The 20,356-nt window shown below is 64.1% G+C and carries 13 protein-coding genes; 4 read left to right on the top strand and 9 right to left on the bottom strand.

Annotated elements, in window-relative coordinates:
- Window positions 1-29: 29 nt before the first annotated feature.
- The 8 genes from B597_RS30955 to glnE form a co-directional block, all read right to left on the bottom strand.
- On the bottom strand, window positions 30-1,481 hold the full coding sequence (locus tag B597_RS30955; protein ID WP_003293957.1) for a lipopolysaccharide kinase InaA family protein: 1,452 nt from the start codon (window positions 1,479-1,481) through the stop codon (window positions 30-32).
- Between the two features lie 106 nt (window positions 1,482-1,587).
- Window positions 1,588-2,325: a lipopolysaccharide kinase InaA family protein gene (locus B597_RS30960; RefSeq protein WP_003293959.1), complete on the bottom strand. Its 738-nt coding sequence runs from the start codon at window positions 2,323-2,325 to the stop codon at window positions 1,588-1,590.
- Complete coding sequence (gene rfaP, locus B597_RS30965; RefSeq protein WP_003293961.1) at window positions 2,322-3,137, bottom strand: lipopolysaccharide core heptose(I) kinase RfaP; 816 nt, start codon at window positions 3,135-3,137, stop codon at window positions 2,322-2,324. The genes B597_RS30960 and rfaP overlap by 4 nt, the downstream gene beginning before the upstream one ends.
- A gap of 571 nt (window positions 3,138-3,708) precedes the next feature.
- Complete coding sequence (locus B597_RS30970; RefSeq protein ID WP_003293962.1) at window positions 3,709-4,833, bottom strand: glycosyltransferase family 4 protein; 1,125 nt, start codon at window positions 4,831-4,833, stop codon at window positions 3,709-3,711.
- Window positions 4,834-4,939: 106 nt separating this feature from the next.
- The gene (gene waaC, locus B597_RS30975; protein WP_003293963.1) at window positions 4,940-5,941 is read right to left on the bottom strand and encodes a lipopolysaccharide heptosyltransferase I; all 1,002 of its coding nucleotides are present in this window, start codon (window positions 5,939-5,941) and stop codon (window positions 4,940-4,942) included.
- Entirely contained in the window at window positions 5,942-6,976 is a 1,035-nt protein-coding gene (waaF, locus tag B597_RS30980) for a lipopolysaccharide heptosyltransferase II (protein ID WP_003293965.1), read from the bottom strand.
- A 133-nt stretch (window positions 6,977-7,109) separates the two neighbouring features.
- Window positions 7,110-8,033: a branched-chain-amino-acid transaminase gene (ilvE, locus tag B597_RS30985; RefSeq protein WP_003293966.1), complete on the bottom strand. Its 924-nt coding sequence runs from the start codon at window positions 8,031-8,033 to the stop codon at window positions 7,110-7,112.
- 51 nt (window positions 8,034-8,084) lie between these two features.
- On the bottom strand, window positions 8,085-11,030 hold the full coding sequence (glnE, locus tag B597_RS30990) for a bifunctional [glutamate--ammonia ligase]-adenylyl-L-tyrosine phosphorylase/[glutamate--ammonia-ligase] adenylyltransferase (RefSeq protein WP_003293968.1): 2,946 nt from the start codon (window positions 11,028-11,030) through the stop codon (window positions 8,085-8,087).
- A gap of 270 nt (window positions 11,031-11,300) precedes the next feature.
- Here glnE and aceE point away from each other — a divergent pair, with 270 nt between their 5' ends.
- Window positions 11,301-13,946 carry a pyruvate dehydrogenase (acetyl-transferring), homodimeric type gene (gene aceE / locus B597_RS30995; RefSeq protein ID WP_031323306.1) on the top strand — a complete coding sequence of 882 codons (2,646 nt, stop codon included), beginning with the start codon at window positions 11,301-11,303 and terminating at the stop codon, window positions 13,944-13,946.
- A 27-nt stretch (window positions 13,947-13,973) separates the two neighbouring features.
- Entirely contained in the window at window positions 13,974-15,971 is a 1,998-nt protein-coding gene (gene aceF, locus B597_RS31000; RefSeq protein WP_003293970.1) for a dihydrolipoyllysine-residue acetyltransferase, read from the top strand.
- A 102-nt stretch (window positions 15,972-16,073) separates the two neighbouring features.
- Here aceF and B597_RS31005 read toward each other — a convergent pair whose 3' ends face one another.
- Complete coding sequence (locus B597_RS31005) at window positions 16,074-16,556, bottom strand: hypothetical protein (RefSeq protein ID WP_003293971.1); 483 nt, start codon at window positions 16,554-16,556, stop codon at window positions 16,074-16,076.
- Window positions 16,557-16,709: 153 nt separating this feature from the next.
- Here B597_RS31005 and B597_RS31010 point away from each other — a divergent pair, with 153 nt between their 5' ends.
- Both B597_RS31010 and msrA read left to right on the top strand, forming a co-directional pair.
- The gene (locus B597_RS31010; protein WP_031323307.1) at window positions 16,710-19,382 is read left to right on the top strand and encodes a sensor domain-containing protein; all 2,673 of its coding nucleotides are present in this window, start codon (window positions 16,710-16,712) and stop codon (window positions 19,380-19,382) included.
- Window positions 19,383-19,477: 95 nt separating this feature from the next.
- Window positions 19,478-20,125: a peptide-methionine (S)-S-oxide reductase MsrA gene (msrA, locus tag B597_RS31015; RefSeq protein WP_003293974.1), complete on the top strand. Its 648-nt coding sequence runs from the start codon at window positions 19,478-19,480 to the stop codon at window positions 20,123-20,125.
- The last annotated feature ends 231 nt before the right edge of the window (window positions 20,126-20,356 follow it).

A 20,356-nucleotide genomic window follows, 5' to 3' on the forward strand; every position in this document is an offset into this window, starting at 1 on the left:
AGCGGTTATTGTTCCTGCCCCGTGGGGCTTTACTTGCAGCTTGAAGCTTGCCGCTTGAAGCTGCTTTTGGGTATTCGTTCATCCAGCAGCCGATATAACGCCGAATCGGTTGGCCAGTTGCGCAGAAAGCGCGCGCGATCCTTGGCGTAGGCCCGGGCGAAGCCGGCATCGCTGGTGTGCTGCTGTGCCGCATCCAGGTCGATCAATATCCAGCGGCCCCGCTCCCAGAACAGATTGGTGCCTTTCATGTCGCCGTGACTGATGCGCTCACGCAGCAACGCTTCGAACAGTTGATCCAGCGCCGACAGCTCGGGCTCGGGCGGTGAACCGGAGAGATACGACTGAAAACGGGTAATTATATCCTCGCCCGCGGTGTATTCGGTAATCAGATAGCTGCGTCGGCGCAGGCCGAGCCAACGTAACTCCAGCATCGCCAGGGGCCGGGGCGTGGCGATACCGAGGAACTCCAGGCGATTGCCTTCGACCCAGCTGTGCCAGGCGCGACTCGGCCGCCAGCAGCGCCGAAGCCAGTGCCCCAGCCCTTTGATGTTGTAGCGTTTGATGACCAGTTGCCGACCGGACTGCTCGACCAGGGCCACGGTGGCGCTGCCGCCCAGCTTCAGGGCACGGCCCGCCTCGACAGCCGCATCCGGCGCGGCCAGCAGTTCGCACAGCGCCGGCTCGTCCTCGCGCCGAACCACGCGCAGTTCACCGAGACGGCGGCTGACACTGAACAGCGAGCAGTCGCGCCCGAGCTTGTTCAGGTAATCGCGCAATCGCCACTTCCGGACACTGGCGATTTCCCGCTGCAACGCTTCCAGCGGCAGCGCATGCTCGCCATTGAGCAGAAGATAATGTACGAGCAGCTCCTCGAGATGAGGCTCGAGGCCCGCAGGCAACTGGGCAAAGAACACGCCGAGGTTGCCCAGCACCTTGTCTCGCGCCAGCGGCTTGCCCGGGGTTTGCGCCTGGATGCCGCCGCCATCGATAACGTACAGCTGCCCGTCGTGGCGCAGCAGGTTGTCCAGATGCAGGTCGTCCTGCCACAGCCCCCGGGCATGCAGTCGTGCGATTGCGCCCAACGCCTCGCCAAGGACGTCCTGCTGCCCATCGGACAACAACGGCTCGCCCGCCACGTCGCCCCAGGCCTGCTCCAGACTTTCGGCGTCAGCGAGAAAGTCGAACAGCAGCCAACCGCCCTGCCCGCTCACCAGGCCATCGGCAAGCAACGTCGGCGTGGTGATGCCCTGCTCGGCCAGCAGTTGTGCGCCCCGGCGTTCGCGCTCGAAATGACGCTCGGCCCTGGAGCCGACCAGAAGCTTGGCCAGCACCTCGCGGCCCTGCCATTCGGCTCTGCCCACATAGCGCTGCCCCGGCAGTACGCGCAACCATTGGCGCAGCGTCAGGTCGCCGTCGGCCAGCGTCACTGTCAGCGGGAGTGCCGGCGATCGTCCGGCATGTGCAAGTTCGTTGAGATTCATACGCGCCCCAGCTCGCTATCGCTCCAGACGGCAAGGCGGATCACCGTGCAGGGAGCGCCGATCCAATCGTCAACCCCCAGCGGGAACGGACGCGTCTGCCCCGGATTCATTCCCGCCCCTCGAAGTACCTGAGCACCTGATCGACAAGCGCTCGGTCCGCCGCTTCCAGGCGTGTGCGTTGCTGGTACTGCAGGTAGAAACGCAGCCGCTGCGTGCGACTCAGACAGTACTTGGCCACCTTGTCCAGGCATGCCAGGTCCTTGACGATACGCTGACGCAGGAACGGCCCCCACCAGAAGTTTCCCGACGGACAGTCGATCAGGAACAAATCACCGGCATCGTTGACCAGCAGATTGCGCCACTTCAGGTCGTTATGGGCAAAGTGGTGGTCATGCAGAGTACGAGTCACCTGCGCCAGCTGGCGACTGACGCGCCCGACCCAGTCTCGGTCGGCCAGGCGCGGGTCGCCGTTCCTTGCCATTGCCGCCATATCGGTCGTGTTCGGGACTTCCCGTGTGATCAATGCCCCGCGCACGAATGCACCGCCCCGCCGCTCCAGGCCCCAGGCAACCACGGGCGCCACGGAAATACCCCAGGACTCGAACTGCCGCAGATTCTGCCATTCGGCCTTGACCCGCGGACGCCCAACATAGCGGCGCAGCCCCTTGCCAGCAGCCCAGTAACGTTTGACGTAATAGCGCAGGCCAGCGCATTCGACCCGGATGACCTCGGATAGCGGGTCGCTGGTGATCGGCTCGCCGGCGAGCGCAAAGACCGAATCCAGGTCGGCAAAGGCCTGGACGGTATCAGCGCTTGTCCCCATGACGATTGTCCAGGCGCTCACCCTTGCGCTCCTGGTGCATATTTGCGTTCGTAGCGAGCCTGCAAGCGTGCAGCCTTGCGCTCCAGCCAGGCGAGCAATGCGGCTTCTTCATGCAGTATCCGCCGCAACGGCTGTCGGAAATAACCCTGCAGGAACCGCAGCTTGTCGCGCCGACTCAGGCCGATACCGAGTGCCGAGAAATACAACCCGGCCAGGTCCTTGTCGCGCCAGCGGCGTGGCGTCCGGGTGCGGGTCTGGGCGCGGTGCAGATCGATCAGCGAGAGAAGGAACTGGTCCGCCGTCACCGGCTTGTCGGTATGCAGCAGAAAGTGGCAGATGTAGAAATCGCGATGGTTGACCCCGGCGCGGTGCATGGTGCCGGCCATGCGCGCGACCTCGGCGATCAGCGCGCGCTTGAGAGCCGGCTGCGGCGGCTGTTCACGCCAGTTGGCCGAGAAATCCTCGAGGCTGACGGTCGGTGCCAGTTCTTCGGTGATGATGAACGAGTGCTGCGTCGCCGGATTGGCACCCCGCTCGCCATAGGCCACCGCGGTCATGGTCGGCACGCCGGCCTCGTGCAGGCGCTGGATGGCGCGCCATTCCTGCCCTGCCCCGAGTACCGGCAGCTTTGCGGTCAGCAGATTCTTGGCGATCTCGGCCCAGCCGATGCCGCGGTGGATCTTGACGAAGTAGCCACGACCGTCGACCTCGGTACGCAGGGTACGGCGCCCCTCCAGCTCGCGATAGACCTGACCTTGCAGGCGCTCGACCTCGACGAAGGGGTCCTTGCCTTGCCAAAGGCTCTTGAAGGGCTCCGATAATGTCAGGCGCATGTGGCCTCCGCAGTTCGGGTGGGAGCCTGCCGCTTTTGTGGGAGGTCCGACCTCGGGGTCATGCTTTTGTGCAAGATGGGCAGGCCTGCGGCCTGCGTTCGCCGCGAGGGCGCGCCTCCCACTGATTCGGTGGGTGCTCGCCGCTTTTGTGGGAGGCCCGACCTCGGGGCGATGTTTTGCAGCGCAGTGGGCAGGCCTGTGGCCTGCGATCGCCGCGAGGGCGCGTCTCCCACTGATTGGGTGGGGGCTTGCCGCTTTTGTGGGAGGTCCAACCTAAGGGTCATGCTTTGCAGCGCGGTGGGCAGGCCTGTGGCCTGCGATCGCCGCGTGGGCGCGCCTCCCACTGACTGAGTGGGGGCCTGCCGCTTTTGTGGGAGGCCCGACCTCGGGGCGATGCTTTGCAGCGCAGTGGGCAGGCCTGTGGCCTGCGATCGCCGCGAGGGCGCGCCTCCCACTGACTGGGTGGGGGCTCGCCGCTTTTGTGGGAGGTCTGACCTCGGAGTCATGCTTTGCAGCGCGGCGGGCAGGCCAACCGCCTGCGAGCGCTGCAAGTGCATGCCGGCCATGGGCTTCATGCCTGCTGCTCCCCAAGGATCACATCGGCCGCACGCTGCGGCATGGAATACAGGTCGGCGCTGGCGGCATAGGCCAGCCCGTTGCGGCCCCAGGCGGCACGCTGCTGGTCATCGGCGAGCATCTGCGCCAACAGTTGATCGAATACGTGCTGCTCGAAAGGATTGGGTACTACGCGACCACAATCGGCATCGGTGATGTAGTGGGCATAGCCACAGACCTCGCTGACCAGCACCGGCAACCCGGCGACCAGCGCCTCCAGCAGCACGGTGCCGGTATTTTCGTTATAGGCGGGGTGGATCAGCAGATCGGCTCCGAGCAGAAAGCGCGGGATGTCGCTGCGCCCCTTGAGGAACTCGACCATGCCAGAGACGCCCAGCGCCTTGGCCTGCAGCTTGAACGGCTTGGGATCATCCTGACCGATCACCAGCAGCCGCGTGCGGCTGGCCAGGTCGCGCGGCAACGCGGCCAGGGCCTTCAGGCTGCGGTCCACACCCTTGGTCTTGAAGCCGGAACCGATCTGCACCAGCAGCAGTTCTTCGGGCCTGACCTCGAACTCCTCGTGGAACTCGGCACGGACCTGCGCCGCATTGGCCGGCGCCCGGCGGTCCAGGGCGATGCCCGGCGGCAGCAGATGGAAGCGCTCGGCGGGCGTGCCGTAGTGCTTGACGAACAGGGGCTGCTGCACCTCGGAGATCATCAGGATCTCGGTCTTCGCCTCCGGGGCGAACACCGCGCGCTCGTACTCGGCGAAGTGCTTGTAGCGGCCCCAGCGTCGATAGATCGGGTTGCGCAGGGTCTGCGCCTTGTCCTCGAAGCAGGGGTCGGCGGCGTAGTACACGTCCAGCCCCGGCATCTTGTTGAAACCGATTACCCGGTCCACCGGCCGCTTGGCCAGATCGGCCTCGACCCAGGCGGTAAAGCGTTCGTTGCGGGTGTGATTGAACAGTGCCTTGACTGGCGCGATCAGCACCTCGAAGCCGTCCGGCACCTCACCTTCCCAGATCATCGCGTAGACGCGGATCGCATGACCACGGCGCTGGCATTCCAGGGCGATGCGCATGAAGTCGCGCTGCAGACCGCCGAAGGGGAAGTACTTGTAGAGGACGAAAGCCAGGCGCATCAAACCTTCTCCCGGACACATGCCGAGACCGGTAGCGGCCGCTGGGCGGTGGCTTCGTTGGGCTTCGCTACGCTCGGCGCCAATCTAGCGACAAAGGACAAGGACATCAGGTGGACTCCGGGGCCCGCAGCAGGGCTTTCAGTTCGGTGACGACGCGCTCGGGGCGCAGATCGTCGAAACAGGGCTTGTGGCGATCGCCGCTGCCGGCGTTCGGACCGCTGGCACACAGGTGTACCTGCGAGCGCCCATAGGCACCGACCCGCCCAGGCAGGGTCGGACCGTAGAGCGAAATGCTCGGCACATCCAGCGCCGCAGCCAGATGGCCGAGCCCGGTATCCACCGCGACACAGGCACGCGCGCCAGCGATCACCCGGGCGACGCCGGCCAGATTGAGTTTCGGCAGCACGGCGGCGTTGGCCACACCGCTGACGATGCGTTCGGCCCGGGCCTTTTCCTCGGCGTTGCCCCATGGCAGACGGATCGCCCAGCCGAAATCGCTCATGCGTTCGGCCAGCTCGCGCCAGTAGGCTTCGGGCCAGTGCTTGCTCGGCCAGGTGGTGCCATGCAGGAACAATAGATAGGGCTGATCGCTGGGCGCAGCCATCTGCTCGCGGTCCAGGCCGTAATCGGCAACATCCTGCGGCAGTGGATAGCCGAGCGCCTGGGCGAACAGCTGGCGTACCCGCTCCAGCGCATGCTGCTCACGCGGCACGCTGTAGCGCCGATCATAGAAGCGTGTCGCCAGCGACTCGCGGGCCGAGTCGCGATCCAGCCCGGCCACCGGCGCCTTGACATAGCGGGTCAGCCAGGCGCTCTTGAGCAAGCCCTGGGCATCGATCACCAGGTCGTAACGGCCTTCGCGCAGGCGCGCCTTGAAGCGGTGCCACTCGCCGCTGCGCAGGGTATCGATCGGATGCTTGCGCCAGCGACGAATCGCCACCGGGATCACCTGCGCCACCGCTGGATGCCAGGCCGGAATCTCGGCGAAGCCCTCCTCCACCACCCAGTCGAAGCGGATTCCGGGCAGTGCCCGCTGCGCATCGGTCAGGGCCGGCAGGGTATGCACGACATCGCCCAGCGAGGACGTCTTGACCAGCAGAACCTTCAATCAGCGTACCTCGATCGACTGCGGGACCAGACGATCCAGCGCCTCGACCACAGCGCGCGGCTTCAGCTCGCGCATGCAGTTGTTGTGACCGAAACGGCAGCTGCGCTCGAAGCAGGGACTGCAATCGAGCCCCAGGCGCACGACCTCGACCTGCTCGGAAAGCGGCGGCGTGAACGCCGGCGAGGTGGAGCCGTACACCGACACCAGCGGTCGGCCGAGCGCGGCGGACACGTGCATCAGCCCGGAATCGTTGGACACCACCGCGTCGGCGCAGGACAACAGATCGATGGCCTCGGCCAGACTGGTTTCCCCGGCGAGGTTCACCGCTTCCTCGCGCAGCCCGGGAATAAGGCGCATGCGAATGTCTTCGCCCACCGCATGGTCGTTCTTCGAGCCGAACAGCCAGACCTGCCAACCGTCACGAATCCTCAGCTCGGCCACCTTGGCGAAGTGCTCGGCCGGCCAGCGTTTGGATTCACCGAACTCGGCCCCCGGGCACAGCGCCAGCACCGGCCGGTCCAGGCTCAGACCGAAGCGCGCCAGCGCGACATCGCGGGTTTCGGCGTTGATACGCAGCGACGGGTTCGGATAAGGCTTGGGCAGTTCGGCACCCGGCTCGAAGGCCAGCGCCATGAAGCGCTCGATCATCAGCGGATAGCGCTGCTTGTCCAGCTTGCGCATGTCGTTGAGCAGGCCGAAACGCATCTCGCCACGCCAGCCGGTGCGCTTGGGGATGCCGGCGAAGAACGGCACCAGCGCCGACTTCAACGAATTTGGCAGCAGAATCGCCTGCTCGTACTGACCGCGCAGCCCCTGCGCCACCTTGCGCCGGGTCGCCATGTCGAGCACGCCATGCCCTACCGGAAAGCTCAGCGCCTGGCGTACCTCGGGCATGCGCTCGAGTATCGGCCGGCTCCACTCGGGCGCCAGCACGTCGATCTGGCAGTCGGGGTGGCGTTGCTTCAGGCAGACGAACAGCGTCTGCGCCATCACCATGTCGCCAACCCAGCTGGGGCCGATGATCAATATATTCATAAGGGCAGCTTCAAGTCGGTAGGTTGGGTTGAGCACAGCGAAGCCCAACGAGCGATATCCGGCCCAATGCGGCGCCTCCGTTGGGCTTCGGCGCTATGCGCCTCAGCGAAACGCCGCCCGACCCAACCTACGGTTATTTGACCAGTGTCCGCCATTCGGCATGACCGTCGGTCTTGCCGGTGACCAGGTCGAAGTAGGCCTTCTGCAGTTTCTCGGTGATCGGGCCACGACGGCCGATACCGATGGCGCGGCCGTCCACCTCGCGAATGGGCGTCACTTCGGCGGCGGTGCCGGTGAAGAAGGCTTCGTCGGCGATGTAGACCTCGTCGCGGGTGATGCGCTTCTCGACCACCTTCAGGCCGTGCTCGGCAGCCAGGGTCAGCACGGTGCCGCGGGTGATGCCGTTCAGGCAGGCGGTGACTTCCGGGGTGTAGATCACGCCATCCTTGATGATGAAGATGTTCTCGCCCGAGCCTTCGGCCACATAGCCTTCCGGATCCAGCATCAGCGCTTCGTCAGCGCCGCCGGAAATGGCTTCCTGCAGGGCCAGCATCGAGTTGATGTAGGCACCGTTGGACTTGGCGCGGGTCATGGTGATGTTGACGTGGTGACGGGTGAACGAGCTGGTACGCACCTTGATGCCCAGTTCCAGCGCCTCGTCGCCCATGTAGGCGCCCCAGTGCCAAGCCGCGACGATCACGTGCACCTTCAAGCCGCTGGCGCGCAGGCCCATGCCTTCGCTTCCGTAGAACACCATCGGACGGATGTAGGCGCTTTCCAGGTTGTTCTCGCGCACCGCGGCACGGGTCGCCTCGTTGATTTCTTCCTTCGAATACGGCATCTGCATGTTCATGATGTGTGCCGAATCGAACAGGCGGTCGGTATGCGCCTGCAGGCGGAAGATCGCCGTTCCGTCCGGGGTGTTGTAGGCGCGCACGCCCTCGAACACGCCCATGCCGTAGTGCAGGGTATGGGTCAGTACATGGGTGGTCGCATCGCGCCACTGCACCAGTTCGCCGTCATACCAGATGACGCCATCACGATCGGCCATCGACATCGTTGCCAGTTCCTCAGAATTCGAATTTGCCAGGTAGCCCGACGGAGGGACTCAGCTGAGCCCCAACTCACGCCAGATGCGCATGACTGCGCGGCGCTCGTCGTGGAATTGATCCCCACTCACCACTCCGGGCTGCTTCTGCAGTGATTGCCGGTGGGCTGCCGCACGGTAGGCCTTGTAGGCGTCCTGCAGCAGCCGCACCTCATCGCCGGTCATCAACCCGGCCTGCTCCAACCCATCGAGAATGCGGATGTTATCGGTATAGCGCAGCAGTTCGGGATGCTGGTGCGACCACGCCAAAGCCGCGTATTGCACCATAAATTCGATATCCACGATACCACCGGCGTCCTGCTTGAGATTGAACTCCGCGGCGCTGCCGAAGGCTTGCTCGGCGATGCCGGCCTGCGTGGCCCGGGTGCCGAGATTGTCGCGCATCTTCGCACGCATCTCGCTGACCTCGCGGCGCAGCGCCTCCAGATCGCGCTCACGCCCCAGCACCCCGGCACGCACCCGATCGAAGTCGGCGGACAGCTGCGGGCAGCCGACCAGCACCCGCGCCCGCACCAGCGCCTGATGCTCCCAGGTCCAGGCTTCTTCACTCTGATAGCGCTCGAAGGCGCCGAGCGAACTGACCAGCAGCCCGGCGGCGCCAGACGGCCGCAGGCGCATGTCCACTTCGTAGAGCTGGCCGGAGGTGGTCTGGGTCGTCAGCAGGTGAATGATGCGCTGCCCGAGGCGCGTGAAGAACTGCGCGGTGTCGATGGGCTTGGCGCCATTGGTTTCGGCGGCGGCATCGCCATCGTGGATGAACACCAGGTCCAGGTCGGAGCCATGACCGAGCTCGATGCCGCCGACCTTGCCGTAGCCGACGATGATGAACGCCGGATCGCAGAGCGTTCCGTCACTGCGCCGCGGCTGGCCATGGCGGGCGACGGTGTGGCGCCAGGCCAGGGTCAGCACCTCCTGCAGGATCGCCTCGGCGAGCCAGGTCAGGTAATCGCTGACCTTCATCAGGGGCAGCGTGCCGGCAATCTCCGAGGCGGCCACACGCAGCCGGTGCGCCAGCTTGAAATGGCGCAGCGCCTCCATCTGCTGCTCCAGGTCGTCCTCGGGAATGCGCATCAGCCGCTCGCGCAGCTCGGCGGCCAGTTCCGGCGCCAGCGGCGGACTGTAGAGTCGCCCGGCATTGAGCAGTTCGTCGAGCAGCAGCGGGAAACGTGCGATCTGCTCGGCGACCCACGGACTGGCGGCGCAGAGCTCCAGCAAGCGCTGCAGCGCGCCGGGGTTTTCCGTCAGCAGCACGAGATAGGCCGAGCGCCGGGCGACCGCCTCCACCAGCGGCAGCACGCGCTCGAGCACCAGATCAGGGTCGCGCTGCTCGACGATCTGCGCCAGCAGGCGCGGAATGAAGGCATCCAGCCGTTCGCGGCCGAGGCGCTGCATGGTGCGCACCTGGCTGGCGTTGCGCAGCGCGGCAAGCCGCTGGCAGGCAACCTGGCCGTCGCGGAAGCCCGCCTCGGAGAGCTGCCGGCAGGCGTATTCCTCGTCCCAATCCTGCTCCCACAGCGGCAACCATTCGCCACCGACCAGCGCCTCGCCCTCGGCACTCTCGTCCTCGTCCGGATCAGCGATGACCTGATGGAAATGCCAGTCGATGCGCTCCCGCCAATGCAGGAGCTGTTCATGGAACGCCTGCCAGCTGTCGAAACCGAGCATGAAGGCGACCCGCGCGCAGTCCACCTCACTCTCCGGCAGCATCTGCGTCTGGCGGTCGGCGATGGCCTGCAGCGCATGCTCGGTATAGCGCAGGAATTCGTAACCTTCGCGCAGCTCCGCCACCGCCGATGCCGGCAGGTAGCCCTGTCCCTCCAGCGTGGCCAGCACACCGAGCAGCGGACGCTGCTGCAGGCTGAGGTCGCGGCCGCCATGGATCAACTGGAACGCCTGGGCGATGAACTCGACCTCGCGAATGCCACCGGCACCGAGCTTGATGTTGGCGGCCATGCCCTTGCGCCGCACTTCCTGCTGGATCAGCTGCTTCATGGTGCGCAGCGCTTCGATCGCGGAAAAGTCCAGGTAACGCCGGTAGACGAAGGGCCGCAGCATCTCCAGCAGCTCCTTGCCGGCCTGCTGGTCGCCGCCGATGACCCGCGCCTTGATCATCGCGTAGCGCTCCCAGTCGCGGCCCTGGTCCTGGTAGTACTGCTCCAGCGCATTGAAGCTGTAGACCAGCGGCCCGGACGAGCCATACGGGCGCAGGCGCATATCGACGCGGAAGGCGAAGCCATCGACGGTGATGGCATCCAGCGCCTTGATCAGTCGCTGGCCGAGCCGGACGAAGAACTCCTGATTGTCCAGCGAACGCTTGGCCCCCACGGTTTCGCCACCTTCCGGGTAGCCGAAGATCAGGTCGATGTCAGAAGACAGGTTCAGTTCGTGCGCACCCAGCTTGCCCATGCCGAGGATGACCATGTGCTGCGGGTTGCCGCTGCGGCGCCCGGTGGGCACGCCGAACTGATCGCAATGGCGAGCGTAGAGCCAGTGATAGGCCAGATCGACGGAGGCATCGGCAAGATCGGAAAGGTCGCGGCAGGTTTCGCCAAGGTCGGCCTGACGGCTCAGGTCACGCCAGATGATCCGCACCTGCTGGCGCGTGCGGAAGCGCCGCAAGGTCAACGCCAGGGCGTCCTCGCCGTCGCAGGCGGCGACCTGCCCGGCCAGCGCCTTGCGCATCTCGTCAGGGGCCAGCGATCGCTCCAGCCAGCCCTGCTCGGCCAGTTGCAGCAACATCTGCGGATCTCGGCTAACCTGTTCGCTGACGAAATCGCTCGCCGCGCAAACGCGGGCGAACGTCTCATGATGCTCGGCCTGCCAGGCGCGACATCGTGCTGCGAATGCTTCCGACAGGCTGCCAACGGCGGCGAGGAACGACTCCTCGGCACGACTGACAAAGGGCAGGAGCGAGGACGGCAATGCAACCAGCGGTGGCAAACTCATTGAAGGGTTCCTTGGCAACAGCGAAAACGGTGAACCGCGCGATCCAGAGCCTCGCAAGTGCCTTTTTCAGGAAAATGCCAGTGCCGCTGATCTGTAGTTTTACTACTAAAGAGTATTTCAGGGGGCTGATCCCGGCGCCGTTTTGTAGTAAAACTACAGACGCCCGGTCCTATCCCCGGCATTCATCCAAGAACATTACACGCACCGGCCCACAAAGCCGGTAGCGAACAGGCGACCGATTCTGGAAGCCTTTCCGCCATGGAGCAAGCCATGCAAGACCTCGATCCCGTCGAAACCCAGGAATGGCTGGACGCCCTCGAATCGGTACTCGACCGCGAAGGTGAAGACCGCGCTCACTATCTGATGACACGGATGGGCGAACTGGCCACCCGTAGCGGCACGCCACTTCCTTATGGCATCACCACGCCCTACCGCAACACCATCCCCGTCACCCGTGAAGCCAAGATGCCCGGCGACCTGTTCATGGAGCGGCGTATCCGCTCCCTGGTCCGCTGGAACGCACTGGCAATGGTGATGCGCGCCAACCTGAAGGACCCGGATCTGGGTGGGCACATCTCCACCTTCGCGTCCAGCGCGACGCTCTACGACATCGGCTTCAATTACTTTTTCCAGGCGCCCACCGAGGAACACGGCGGCGACCTGATCTACTATCAGGGCCACGCCTCCCCCGGTATCTACGCTCGTGCCTTCCTCGAAGGTCGCCTGACCGAGGACCAGATGCTCAACTTCCGTCAGGAAGTCGATGGCCAGGGCCTGTCGAGCTACCCGCACCCCCATCTGATGCCGGACTTCTGGCAGTTCCCGACCGTTTCCATGGGTCTGGGCCCGATCACCGCGATCTACCAAGCGCGCTTCATGAAGTACCTGGAAAACCGCGGCTTTATTCCGAAAGGCAAGCAGCGCGTCTGGTGCTTCATCGGTGACGGCGAGTGCGACGAGCCGGAAACCCTGGGCGCCATCTCCCTGGCCGGTCGTGAAAACCTCGACAACCTGGTGTTCGTCATCAACTGCAACCTGCAGCGTCTGGACGGCCCGGTGCGCGGCAACAGCAAGATCATCCAGGAACTGGAAGGCGTGTTCAAAGGCGCCAACTGGAACGTCAACAAGGTCGTCTGGGGCCGTCTGTGGGACCCGCTGTTCGCCGCCGACGAAGACGGCCGCATGCAGCGTCGCATGGACGAGGCGATCGACGGGGAATACCAGAACTACAAGGCCAAAGACGGCGCCTATGTGCGCAAGCACTTCTTCGGCGCGGACCCCGAGCTGCTCAAGCGCGTCGAGAGCATGTCCGACGAGGAAGTCTGGAAGCTCAACCGCGGCGGCCACGACCCCTACAAGGTCTATGCGGCCTACCATCAGGCGGTCAACCACAAGGGCCAGCCGACAGTCATTCTGGCCAAGACCATCAAGGGTTACGGCACCGGTGCCGGCGAGGCGAAGAACATCGCCCACAACACCAAGAAAGTCGATATCGACAGCCTGAGGAAATTCCGCGATCGCTTCGACATCCCGGTCAACGATTCGCAGCTCGAAGAGCTGCCGTTCTACCGGCCGGCCGAAGACAGCGCCGAGATGCGCTACCTGCGCAAGTGCCGTGAAAAGCTCGGCGGCTCGCTGCCGCAGCGCCGGCCGAAGAGCTTCAGCATCCCGACGCCGCCGCTGGACACCCTCAAGGCCGTACTCGACGGTTCCGGTGACCGCGAGATTTCCACCACCATGGCCTTTGGCCGGATTCTCTCGCAGCTGGTCAAGGACAAGGATCTGGGCAAGCGCATCGTGCCGATCCTCGCCGACGAAGCGCGCACCTTCGGCATGGAAGGCATGTTCCGCCAGCTGGGTATCTATTCTCCGGTGGGGCAGCTGTACGAGCCGGTCGACCGCGACCAGGTGATGTACTACCGCGAAGAAAAGGACGGCCAGATCCTCCAGGAAGGCCTCAACGAGGCCGGCGCCTTCTCCTCGTTCATCGCTGCCGGTACCGCCTACAGCAACTACAACCAGCCGATGCTGCCGGTCTACATCTTCTATTCGATGTTCGGCTTCCAGCGGATCGGCGACCTGGCCTGGGCAGCTGGCGACGCCCAGACCCGCGGCTTCCTGCTGGGCGGCACCTCCGGTCGCACCACCCTGAACGGCGAAGGCCTGCAGCACGAGGACGGCCACAGCCATATCCTCGCCAGCACCATCCCCAACTGCCGCAGCTACGACCCCACCTACGGCTACGAGCTGGCGGTGATCGTGCATCACGGCATGCACGAGATGATGGAGCTGCAGAAGAGCGTCTACTACTACATCACCGTGATGAACGAGAACTACCAGCAGCCAGCCATGCCACAGGGTGTCGAGGACGGCATCATCAAGGGCATGTACCTGCTCGAAGAAGCCAAGGGCGACTTCAAGCACCGCGTTCAGCTGTTGGGATCGGGCACCATCCTGCGCGAAGTGCGCGCCGCCGTGGACATCCTCGCCAAGATGGGCGTCGGTGCCGACGTCTGGAGCGTGACCAGCTTCAACGAGCTGCGCCGTGACGGCCTGGCCGTGGATCGCTGGAACCGTCTGCACCCGACCGAAGAACCGCGCAAGAGCTACGTCCAGCAGTGTCTGGAAGGCCGCGAAGGCCCGGTAGTGGCCTCGACCGACTACATGAAGCTGTTCGCCGATCAGATTCGTCAGTGGGTTCCATCGCGCGAATACCAAGTGCTCGGCACTGACGGCTTCGGCCGCAGCGACTCGCGTGCCAAGCTGCGTGACTTCTTCGAAGTCGACCGCCGCTGGGTGGCCGTCGCCGCGCTGCAGGCACTCGCCGATCGCGGCGCCATCGAACGCAAGGTCGTGGCCGAGGCCATCACCGAGTTCGGTATCGACCCCGAGAAGCGCAATCCGCTGGATTGCTGATGCTGCGTGCGCACAGGAGAACCTATTGTGAGTGAAACCATACGCGTACCCGACATCGGCAGCGGTGAGGGTGAAGTAATCGAGTTGTTCGTCAAGGTCGGCGACCGTATCGAAGCCGACCAGAGCATCCTGACGCTCGAGTCCGACAAGGCCAGCATGGAAATCCCGGCGCCCAAGGCAGGCGTCGTGAAGGCCTTGAAGGTCAAGCTGGGCGATCGGCTGAAGGAAGGCGACGAACTGCTGGAGCTGGAAAGCGAAGACGGTCAAAGCAGCGAGGCGCCGGCACAAGCCGCCGCCGAGCCGGCCGGCGCGAGCAGCGGCGGCCCGGCCGATGAAGCTGAACAACCGACTCCTGCGGGCGATGAGAATCCGTCGGCTTCGGCTGGAGAAGGCGAATCGCAGGAGATCAAGGTTCCGGACATCGGATCGTCTGGCAAGGCCAGCGTGATCGAGGTTTCGGTCAAGGCAGGCGACACCATTGCCGCCGAACAGGCACTGATCACGCTCGAGTCCGACAAGGCCAGCATGGAGATTCCGTCTCCCGCCGCCGGCGTGGTCGAGAGCATTTCGGTGAAGGTCGGTGACGAAGTCGGCACCGGCGATCTGATCCTGGTCCTCAAAGGCGCGGCGCCCAGCAAGCCTGCGACTGCGGCCAGCGCACCGGCGGAAAAGCCGAAGGCGCAGCGCTCGGAAGCTGCTCAAGAGCCAGCGGCCGAGCCGGCCGGCGAGTCCGTGGAAGAAGTCCGCATCCCGGACATCGGTTCCAGCGGCGCCGCCAATGTCATCGAAGTGATGGTCAAGGCCGGCGATAGCGTCGAGGCAGACCAATCGCTGATCACGCTTGAATCCGACAAGGCCAGCATGGAGATCCCGGCGCCCAAGGCAGGCGTGGTGGAATCCTTGTCGATCAAGGTCGGCGACGAAGCCAAGACCGGCGACCTGATCCTGACGCTCAAGGTGGCCGGCGCGGCGCCAGCGAAGAAAGCCGAGACCAAGCCACAGGAAGCGGCGCCGCAACAGCAAGCCGTCGCACCGAACAAGCAGGGTGTACCGGAAGCCAAGGCCGCCGCGGCACCGGCTCCGGCCGTCAGCGGCCCAAGCAAGGCCGGCTCCAAGGTTCATGCCGGCCCGGCTGTACGCATGACCGCCCGCGAATTCGGCGTCGACCTGGCCGATGTTCCTGGCACCGGCCCCAGGGGACGTATTCTCAAGGAAGACGTCCAGGCTTACGTCAAGACGATGATGAGCAAGGCCAAGCAGGCGCCCGCCGAAGGTGCTGCGGCTGGGGCAGGCATCCCGCCGATCCCGACCGTCGACTTCAGCCGTTTCGGTGAAGTCGAGGAAGTGCCGATGACCCGCCTGATGCAGGTCGGCGCTGCCAACCTGCACCGCAGCTGGCTCAACGTGCCGCACGTGACCCAGTTCGAGTCGGCCGACATCACCGAGCTGGAAGCCTTCCGCGTTTCGCAGAAGGCCGTGGCGGAAAAGGCCGGCGTCAAGCTGACCGTCCTGCCACTGCTGCTCAAGGCCTGCGCACATCTGCTGAAAGAGCTTCCGGAATTCAATGCCTCGCTAGCACCCAGCGGCAAGGCGGTGATCCGCAAGAAGTACGTGCATGTCGGCTTTGCCGTGGATACGCCGGACGGCCTGATGGTGCCGGTCATCCGCAACGTCGACCAGAAAAGCCTGCTGCAACTGGCGGGGGAAGCGGCGGCACTGGCCGAGAAAGCGCGCAACAAGAAGCTTTCAGCGGACGAAATGCAGGGCGCCTGCTTCACCATCTCCAGCCTCGGTCACATTGGCGGCACCGGTTTCACGCCGATCGTCAACGCGCCGGAAGTGGCGATCCTGGGTGTCAGCAAGGCCACCATGCAGCCGGTATGGGACGGCAAAGCCTTCCAGCCCAAGCTGATGCTGCCGCTGTCGCTGTCCTATGATCACCGCGTGATCAATGGCGCCGCTGCCGCACGCTTCACCAAGCGGCTGTCGGAGTTGCTCGGCGACATCCGCACCATGCTGCTGTAACGGCGGCGGGAACGGACGAGAAGGCCGCATTGCCCTGCAGGCAATGCGGCCTTCTTATTAGCCATCCATCGACGAATTCGGTCTGAAGCGCTGAAGCGCGGATCAACCCTTCTGCAGATTCCGGATCAGGAAGGACAACGCCTTGGCCAGCGCCTCGGCACCTTCGGGGTCACGCTGAATTACCAGCAACGGCAAGCCGTCGACCGGGCTGTCTATCGAGCAACTGCGCCCCTGCGCAGGACACTGGTATTGCACATAGGGATCGACGCCGAATACCGACAGGTTGCGATTGCGCACTGCCACGCCGTTTTTGCCGCGCACGTGCTCGCGAATGCGCAATTGGCCGGGAGCGGCCACGCTGAGCGTGTAGAAGAAATCTTGCGGATTGGCCTCACCGACCTGGTAACCGGCACGCAGGGCATAGCTGTCGAGCATTCCGTTACTGTGCGCCAGCAGTGCGTCGCGGTCGTTGTCGGCCAGGTAGAGTTCGCGCAACCCGGTGAGATAACGCGCCGATTCGTCGGAGCCGAACTCGACCGGCTCGGCCGCAAGAGACGTTCCGATCGTGCAGATGACCCAGATCATCCCCAAGTTTGCCAGTCGACTTGTCAGTCCCTGTCGCATGATGCACCCTTGCCAAGAATTAATACCACTTAGCCATCGTCCGTCGCTGGAGCGGTGCCTGGAGCACAAAGCCAGCCCAACCCGGTGGAGAGCATACTGGAAGCCAATCGCTCGATGAAAATACATACCGATGCCGCCAGCCGTCTGGCGACCGAGGTTGTGACGCAGTTGCCGGTGCCAGCAAGGCTCGGCATGCTGCGCTTCGAGCGCTTGAACGAATCGAGCTGGACACTGCTGTTTCTCGATCCCGCCTGCGAGCGCTCTTTCGGCGTCTGCGCCAGCGATCTGTGCTCGCTGGTCGACTCTCCCTATGCCAGCCTGATGGAACCCAGCATTCGTCACCTGCTGCATGAGGACATCCAGCAGCAGCTGGCCGGACGCAGCCATTATCAGGTCAACTACCGCCTGCACACCCCCGACGGCATCCTGGACATCACCGAACTCGGCGAAGTCTTCCAGCAATACGGACGGGAACTGCTCAGGGGCTATCTGATGCCAGGTCACCTACCCGATTCGGATCATGACCTGCGCGCCCAGAACTCCAGGTTGAAGCTGGCACTGCAGCAGTACGAGCAGGCACAGGACGAACATGTCGAACACATGCTGCGCTCACGCACTCAGCAGAGCCTGATCGTGCGCCTGGCCCGGCATCGCTACGGCTCTGCCAACCCGCAACTCGAAGCGGCGCAACTGATCACCCAGGCGGCCTGTGAAGCCTACGAAGTCAAACGCGCCGCAATCTGGCACCTGAACGGAACGCGCCTGGAGCCGGTCGCCTGTTATGGCCGGGCGAGCGACAGCTACGAGACGCTGGACGCTCTGGAACTGGCGCCGTTTCCCGACTATCTGCAAGCCCTGCAAAGCGACCGCGCAGTCGATGCGCAGGATGTACTGCAGGATCATCGAACCTGCCAGCTCGGCGAATATCTGTTCCGCCCGCAGGGTGTCAGCTCGATACTCGATGCCAGTATTCGCGTCGGCGGCGAAGTGATCGGGGTATTGAGCCTGCAACATGGCGGAACGCCACGAACCTGGCATGCCGACGAGATCGCATTCGCCGGCGAGCTGGCCGATCAGTACGCCCAGGTACTGGCCCACCAGCAGCGCCTCAGCGCCACGCAGATGCTCAGCCTCTTCCAGCGCGCAGTCGAACAGAGTGCCAGCGCATTTATCCTGGTTGACCGTGAAGGCCGGGTGGAATACGTCAATCCGGCCTTCACCGTCATCAGCCAGTTTTCCGCTGCCGAGGTCCAGGGCAAGAGCCTGGCCGACCTGAAGGCACTGGGGCATCTCAGCGAGTTGCTCTTCGACACCTCATCGACACTCGCTCACAGCAACAGCTGGCAGGGCGAGTTTCGCTCGCGGCGCAAGAACCTGGAGCCGTACTGGGGCCAGCTGTCGATCTCCAAGGTATTCAGCGAGGACGGCACCCTCACCCATTACATCGGCATCTACGAAGACGTAACCCGCAGCAAACTGGCGCATCAGCACATCGAACGCCTGGCCTACACCGACAACCTGACAAGTCTCGGAAATCGACCCTACTTCATCCGCAGCCTGGAAGAACGTTTCGCTGCCACCGCGGAACCCAGGCTCTGCCTGTTGCTGGTCGATATCGACAACTTCAAGCGGATCAACGACAGTCTCGGCCACCAGACCGGCGACAAGCTGCTCTCCAGCCTTGCCCATCGCCTGCGTAACGGCCTTAGCCAGCAGAGCGTCATCGCACGTTTCGCCAGCAACGAGTTCGCCCTGCTGCTCGACGACACGGGGCTCGACGAGGGCATGCGCGTTGCCGACCAGGTCCTGCAGGTACTGGACAAGCCGTTGCTCGTCGACAAGCTGCTGATCAATGTCAGTGCCTCCCTGGGCCTGGCCTGTTCGCCCCAACATGGCCAAGATCCCGAGACACTGATGAAGCATGCCGGCCAGGCACTGCACAAGGCCAAGGCCAACGGCAAGAATCAGGTACAGATATTCACCGAATCCCTGCATGCCGAGGCCAACTACAAGCTGTTCGTCGAGAACCACCTGCGCCGCGCCCTCATACAAAACGAGCTGGAGGTGTTCTATCAGCCCAAGCTCTGCCTGCGCAGCGGCCGGCTGCAGGGGCTGGAAGCGCTGCTACGCTGGAATCATCCGGAACAAGGCATGATCCGCCCGGACCAGTTCATCAGCGTTGCCGAAGAGACCGGACTGATCATCCCGATCGGCAAGTGGGTAGCGCGCGAAGCGTGCCGCATGGGGGTCAAGCTGTCGGCGCTGGGTTACGGCAACCCACAAGTGGCGATCAATCTGTCGCCCAAGCAGTTTTCCGATCCCGACCTGCTGGGCTCGATCGCCGCGATCCTGCTCGAAGAGCAACTCCCGCCTGCGCAACTGGAACTGGAACTGACCGAAAGCCTGCTGCTCGACGCCACCGAGGAAACCAGGCAGCAGTTGATCGGCCTGAAGGCGCTGGGTCTGAGCCTGGCCATGGATGACTTTGGCACCGGCTACTCGTCGCTCAGCTACCTGAAGAAATTCCCGATTGACGTGATCAAGATAGATCGCAGCTTCATCAAGGATATTCCGGACAACGACGATGATGTGGAAATCACCTCGGCGGTGATCGCCATGGCGCGCAAACTGCGCCTGAAGGTAGTCGCCGAAGGCATCGAAACGGCCGAGCAGCTGAAGTTCCTGCGCCAGCATCACTGCGATATCGGTCAGGGTTACCTGTTCGACAAGCCGATCGCTGGCAGCGAGCTGAGCGAATCGCTTCGCCGTTATCCGCACTGGTGCTGAGCGGCGCCAGGCGACGCACGGCACCCCTGCTGCTTTCGCTGCCGCTCGGCCTTTTGTAGCCTACGGCTTCAGCTCCCGTCCTGATCGAGGCTCGTATGTCGCTACGCTCGCAGATTCTGATCGACAAACAGGCATTGCCAACCGCCGAACAGGCGCTTCCCGGCCGTTCGACCGCCATCCCGGTGCCTTCGGCTCACTACGTCAATGGCAATCCGCTTCAGCCACCCTTTCCCGAAGGCTTCCAGCAGGCCGTGTTCGCGATGGGCTGTTTCTGGGGAGCCGAACGGCGCTTCTGGGAGCAACCTGGCGTCTGGACCACTGCCGTGGGCTACGCCGGCGGGCTGACGCCGAATCCAAGCTATGACGAAGTCTGCTCCGGACTCACTGGCCATACCGAGGTGGTTCTGGTGGTCTTCGATCCACGGCTGATCGATTATGACCAGCTCCTGCGCCTTTTCTGGGAAGCCCATGATCCCACCCAGGGCATGCGCCAAGGCAATGATGTCGGCAGCCAGTACCGCTCAGCGGTCTACTGCACGAGCGCGCAGCAGCGTGCGGAAGCGGAGGCCAGCCGTGACCGCTTTCAACAACGCCTGAGCGCCGCCGGCTTCCCTGCGATCACCACGGAAATCGCCGACGCCCCGCCGTTTTACTACGCAGAGGCGTACCACCAGCAATATCTGGCCAAGAATCCGGGGGGTTATTGCGGGCTGAGGGGAACGGGCGTCTGCCTGCCCGCCTGACGCTGGGCAACAGTGGCCCCTAACTAAGCCGGCCACTGCCCGGGATGGGGTGGCCACTACGCATATCGTCAACCATGCAGGAAAAGAAAACCCCGCCGAAGCGGGGCTCTGCAGACTGAATCCTGACATCCGTGATCGCGTGCCGTCCTGGCACCGTTCCCTGTTGGTCCATTTTGTTGATCCGCGCTTTCCTTGCGCAACGTCCCTATGCAGTAGACTACCGCTCGACCT

It is taken from the genome of Stutzerimonas stutzeri KOS6, from assembly GCF_000307775.2.
Taxonomy (GTDB): Bacteria; Pseudomonadota; Gammaproteobacteria; order Pseudomonadales; family Pseudomonadaceae; genus Stutzerimonas; species Stutzerimonas stutzeri_B.